Below are 5468 nucleotides of genomic sequence, written 5' to 3' on the forward strand. Positions count from 1 at the left end.
GCCGGCATCCGGGTCACCAAGCCGATGTCGCAACTGGCCATCGAAATGCCGACGCTTTACAACCAGTACGAGTCCATCGCACTCTCTCTCGAGCGCCATTACCGCGACATGCAAGACATGGAGTTCACCGTTGAACGAGGAACCCTGTGGATTCTGCAAACCCGCAACGGAAAACGGACCGCGCAGGCCGCCGTCAAGATCGCGGTCGATCTCGCTGACGAAGGCCTCATCAGCCGCAATGAAGCCGTGCAAAGGATCTCTCCCGAGCAGGTCGAGTTCTTCCTCCATCCATCCTTTACCCCCGCCAGTAAAGAAGCCGCGTTCGACGGCGGCCACCATCTCACCACAGCCCTGAATGTATCCCCGGGAGCCGCGGTCGGGGTGGTCGCCTTCGACGCCGACCTGGCGGCCGAGTGGGCAGCTGCCGGACGGGCGGTTGTCATGGTACGACCGGAAACCAAGCCGGACGATGTCCACGGCATGCTGGCCGCCGAGGGGATTCTCACCACGCGCGGTGGACGCACCAGCCATGCCGCCCTCGTCGCTCGTCAGTTCGGCAAACCGGCCGTCGTCGGCGCCAACGAACTCGACGTGGACCTATCCGAACGGATCATGACTGTCGGCAACGACGTCATCAGCGAAGGTGACTGGATCTCGATCGACGGCACCACAGGCGAGGTGTTCTCCGGACAGCTCGAAACCCGGACCCCTGACCTTGAAAACCCGGTCCTGAAGGTTCTGCTTAGCTGGGCGGACGCCGTTCGGGACATCGGAGTGTGGGCCAACGCCGACCATCCGGCTGACGCAGAACTAGCTCGCTCCTATGGCGCCGAGGGAATTGGCCTCGTTCGAACCGAGCACATGTTCTTCGACGTCGATCGGCTGCCGATCGTGCAACGCATGATCATGGCGACAAGCCCGACCGAGCGAACCGAAGCACTCGCTCAACTACTCCCATTCCAGCGGCGCGACTTCGTTGGCTTGTTCCGCGCCATGGATGGTCTTCCGGTAACGATCCGGCTCATCGACCCGCCGTTGCATGAATTTCTGCCGAGCCATGACGACATCACCGCCGACCTCGCCGACCTGAAAATCCAGTTGCTCTCGGCCCGCAGCCTGCCCGAAGTAGATCAACTGCTCACCCGGGTCGAGGCGGCCGAACACCTGTTGCATGAGGTCGAAGCCCTGCGAGAAGCCAACCCGATGCTCGGGTTGCGTGGGGTGCGGCTCGGTCTCATGATGCCGGCACTTACCCGAATGCAGGTGCGAGCCATCTTCGAAGCGGCCATCGAGGTTCAAAATACCGGTGTGGTCGTGCACCCGAAGATCATGATCCCCCTGGTGGCTCACGTGAACGAACTGGCCCGGCAACGAGAGTCGCTGGAGGAAGAGGCGGCCGCGGTCATGACAGAGGCCGGTATCGATATCAACTATGAGTTCGGCACGATGATCGAGATCCCCCGGGCGGCACTGACCACCGGCCAGATCGCTCAATGTGCCGAGTTCGTATCGTTCGGAACCAATGACCTGACTCAGATGACCTACGGAATTTCGCGCGATGATGCCGAGAAGGCGTTCCTCGTGAAGTATCTCGAAGAAGGTATTCTCGACCGTAATCCCTTTGCCAGCATTGATGAGGCGGGCGTCGGTCGACTCATGCGGATCTCGGTCGAGGAAGGACGAGCGGCCCGGCCCGGCCTCGAAGCGGGGATATGTGGCGAGCACGGCGGCGATCCGGCATCGATAGCGTTCTGCCGGACCATCGGTCTCGACTACGTGAGTTGTTCACCGCCTCGAGTGCCAATTGCCCGCCTGGCCGCTGCCCAGGCTGCCCTGGTTGACATGATCCCGGCCGACCTTTCGGAGATGGCCGTGCCGGTTTGACGCCGTCCCGCCAACTGGTCCTCACCCCGAAGCTGACAGCATTGGATATACAAGGGCATAGACTCCCGTACAATGCTTCTTTAGCGAACATTTGATTCGGAGACAACAACATGATCCTTGGATATCTCGACCCGGGTACAGGCAGTCTGATCATCCAAACCGTTCTCGGCGGTGCTGCCGGACTCGCGGTTCTGTTCCGGTCAACGCGTCGTCGTTTTGCCGACCGGAAAACGCCCCCCGGGGCCGCCACCACCGAAGAATCAGCATCGGAGTTGGCGGAGCAAGAAATCGAGTCGTAGACATCGATTCTTCACCGGCGTCTGGCGACGCCGTTTTCGATCCCGGCTCGTTCCGGGACCCCGCCAGTCGGGTATTTCATCGTGGAAACGACGTCTTCCGGGCACTTTCTGACGAGGGCAAGGCTGATTGGGCGGCACTTCAAGACTCTGGTCTCCTTGAGAGATGGACCGCATCCGGGCAATTGATCGGAACCCGCGAGTCTCCGACGGACCCGGCGGTCCTCTCCCACGATCGCATCGCCTTTTGGAGCTATCCATACGAGTGGTCGTTCTCCATGCTCAAAGCCGCGGCGACCCTCCAGCTAGACCTCCTCGAAGACGCTCTCACCGAGGGTCTGACCCTCAAGGATGCCACCCCCTACAACATCCAGTTTGTCGGCGACCGCCCCGTGTTCGTCGACGTCGGTTCGTTCACCACCTATCGCCCTGGTGAACCGTGGATCGGGTACCGACAGTTCTGTCGACAATTTCTTTATCCCCTTATGGTGCGCGCTCATGCCGATGTCCCGTTTCAGCCGATGCTGCGTGGCTCGCTGGACGGCATTCCTGCAGAGACCGCCCGCTCACTCCTCAAAGGCCGCCGGGCCACCCGCCCCGGTGTGGCGATGGACGTCATGCTGCAAAGCCGGGCTGAAAAGTCAATGTCGGACAGTTCGCGCAATGTTCGCTCCGAGATGTCTTCGGCAGGGTTCAGTGCCGAACTCATCCTCACCAACGTCAACCGCCTACAGAAGGTCGTCGAGAAAACCACCTGGGATTCGGGCGAATCAACCTGGTCGGAGTACGCAACATGCGACCACGTTGCGACCCAGCGAGGACCGAAAGAAACATTTGTCAAGAGAATCGCTGGACTCAAACATCGCACTCTGGTGTGGGATCTAGGCGCCAACGATGCTCACTTCTCCAAAGCGGTGGCCGGATTAGCCGATACCGTGGTGGCAGTCGACGGCGATGAGGCCGTCATCGACCGGGTATTCAAATCCTTATCCGCCAGCGGCCCGCATAACGTTCTACCCCTCGTGATGGATCTGGCCGACCCTTCACCAGGTCTCGGCTGGCGCGGGGTCGAGCGGCGCCGCCTGGAGGACCGGGGACAGCCCGATCTGGTGCTCATGCTGGCCGTCGTCCATCACCTGGTCATCGGGGCAAACCTCCCGCTAGCGGCTGTGATTGACTGGGTTACTTCGCTTGGATCGGAGGTGGTTTTCGAATGGGTTCCGATCGAAGACCCGATGTCGCAACGGCTCACTGCCAATAAGCGACGTTCGGAAGTGCACACCGACTACGACGAAGAGTCGCTCCGCAGATACCTGGACGGTCGGTTCGAGATCAAAGAAGAAATGCCTCTTGAAGGACGGCGCCTCTTCCATCTCATTCCAACCACCTAAGCCGATGACCGACCTGGCGGAGCGTGCCTTCCCGTCCCGTTTTGAACGGTTCGCAGCGATTTCGGTGTTGATCGTGCTGGGAATGACCTGGCCGGTCATGGACTTGCTGGCAAGCAACGCCGAATTTTTCATTGCCCGTCGCGCGCCGAAACCCGAGATCCTGGCGATCGGACTCATCTTGTTGTTCGGTATACCGTTGGTCGGGGGCCTGTTGGGCAGTCTTCCCGGCCGGGTCGGCGCCCGCCTTGCCGATCTTCTCATCGCCTTTTCCGGGACCTCACTGGGTCTGCTGTACTTCCGCCGGCTCCCGATACCGTGGCCGGTCGCAACCGCTTTGGCGGTAGTGGCTGGGGGCATGTTGGTTGTGGCATTTCACCGGTCGAGCCGCACCCGCCTGCTTGCCACATACTTGCTGGCAGCTCCGGTCCTCATGTTCCTTCTCTTCTATTTCGCCACTCCAACGGGAGCTGTCTTGACCGACGACGGCCGCGGCATCGGGGCGGCGGCCGACGTGGCAGGTCCGATCCCGGTGGTGTTGATCGTTTTCGACGAATTCCCGGTGGCTTCACTTATCGACGAAAACGGCAACCTTCGAACAGAGCAGTACCCGAACTTTACGGCGTTCGCCTCCGACGCCACATGGTTCCGGAACGCGGTGACGGTCGAACAACAGAGCGAACACTCGGTCCCGGCGATTCTGACAGGGAACATTCCAAGTCAGAGCCTGACCCCATTCGCTGGACAGTATCCGTTCAATCTGTTCACGGCTCTCCAGGGCACCTATGAGATGCATGTCAACGAGACCATCACTCAGCTATGCCCGATTGCCCTGTGCTCGTCCGTCGCCTCAACATCGACACCGATCGCTCGGGACGTCGCCGTGGTCGCCGGCCACGTGCTCCTGCCCGAGGGTCTAACCGCCGACTTGCCGACAATTGCAGCCAGTTGGGGCGATTTCGAGTCAGCCGTGACCGACTTCGATGTCGTCTCGGTTTTTCGAGAGCAGTTGGACGCCGATCCGCGCAAGCCAATCCAGACTCTGATCGATGACTTCGGACCGATCGGTCTCAAGCCACCGCTCTACTTCGTTCACGCAGTGGTGCCGCATCACCCCTGGCAATTCCTCCCCACCGGCCAGCGATACCTGCTCGACGAGGAGCGAAACCCCGGGTCCGTCTCGCCGGGGTGGGGGGACGATGAATGGCTGGTTAGCCAGGGGATGCAGAGACACTTGCTGCAAGTCCAGTATGCCGACACGGCATTTGGCGAAATCATCGAAGCCATCAAGGCGGCCGGGATTTACGAGAACGCTCTGGTGGTCGTCGTGGCCGATCACGGCGTCACCGTCCGGCCAGGGGTGCCTCACCACCGGCAGATCGAAGATGACACGGTTGGCTCGATCGCGGCGATCCCTCTGTTCATCAAGGCACCAGGGCACCCCGGCGGCGTGATCGACGACCGACGGGCAGAAACGATCGACGTCGTTCCCACCATCGCCGACGTCGTCGGAGCCAACCTCAGCTGGACTCCCGATGGTTCCTCCCTATTCGGACCCGAACCGGCACGCTCGGAAACCGTCACGGTCGGACCCAACTCCAAGGTCACATTCGGCACAAGCGGCACCGAGAAACTGGCCGTCGCCGCACAGATCGAGTCGTGGATGCCAGCCGGTGATCCCTGGTCATTGATCCCGCCAGGAGCGCCCGACCTGCGGGGTCAAGTCCCGGATCCGGCCACTCCGGTTTCAGAAAACCTGCGCATCCTCATCACCCGGCCGGCGTGGTATCTGACCGTCGACACGTCAAGCGATGTGGTGCCGGCCAGGGTGACAGGCCGCCTGCTTGGCACCGTTGGCGACGACTTCGTCATGGCCGTGTCGATCAACGGCACGATCGGA

General features: G+C 61.2%; 4 protein-coding genes. All 4 read left to right on the top strand.

Going from position 1 to position 5468, the window contains the following annotated elements; translation table 11 throughout:
* A partial coding sequence (locus JJE47_05545) for a pyruvate, phosphate dikinase (GenBank protein ID MBK5266881.1) occupies nucleotides 1-1884 on the top strand: 1884 nt, incomplete at its 5' end.
* A gap of 110 nt (nucleotides 1885-1994) precedes the next feature.
* Complete coding sequence (locus JJE47_05550; protein MBK5266882.1) at nucleotides 1995-2183, top strand: hypothetical protein; 189 nt, start codon at nucleotides 1995-1997, stop codon at nucleotides 2181-2183.
* Between the two features lie 182 nt (nucleotides 2184-2365).
* Entirely contained in the window at nucleotides 2366-3571 is a 1206-nt protein-coding gene (locus JJE47_05555; protein MBK5266883.1) for a methyltransferase, read from the top strand.
* 4 nt (nucleotides 3572-3575) lie between these two features.
* A partial coding sequence (locus tag JJE47_05560) for a sulfatase-like hydrolase/transferase (GenBank protein ID MBK5266884.1) occupies nucleotides 3576-5468 on the top strand: 1893 nt, incomplete at its 3' end.

The sequence above is a fragment of the Acidimicrobiia bacterium genome, assembly GCA_016650365.1.
Lineage (GTDB): Bacteria > Actinomycetota > Acidimicrobiia > Spongiisociales > JAENVV01 > JAENVV01.

Coding starts and splice junctions, on each gene's coding strand:
- JJE47_05550 (MBK5266882.1), top strand. CDS start 1,995: ATGATCCTTGGATATCTCGACCCGGGTACAGGCAGTCTGATCATCCAA.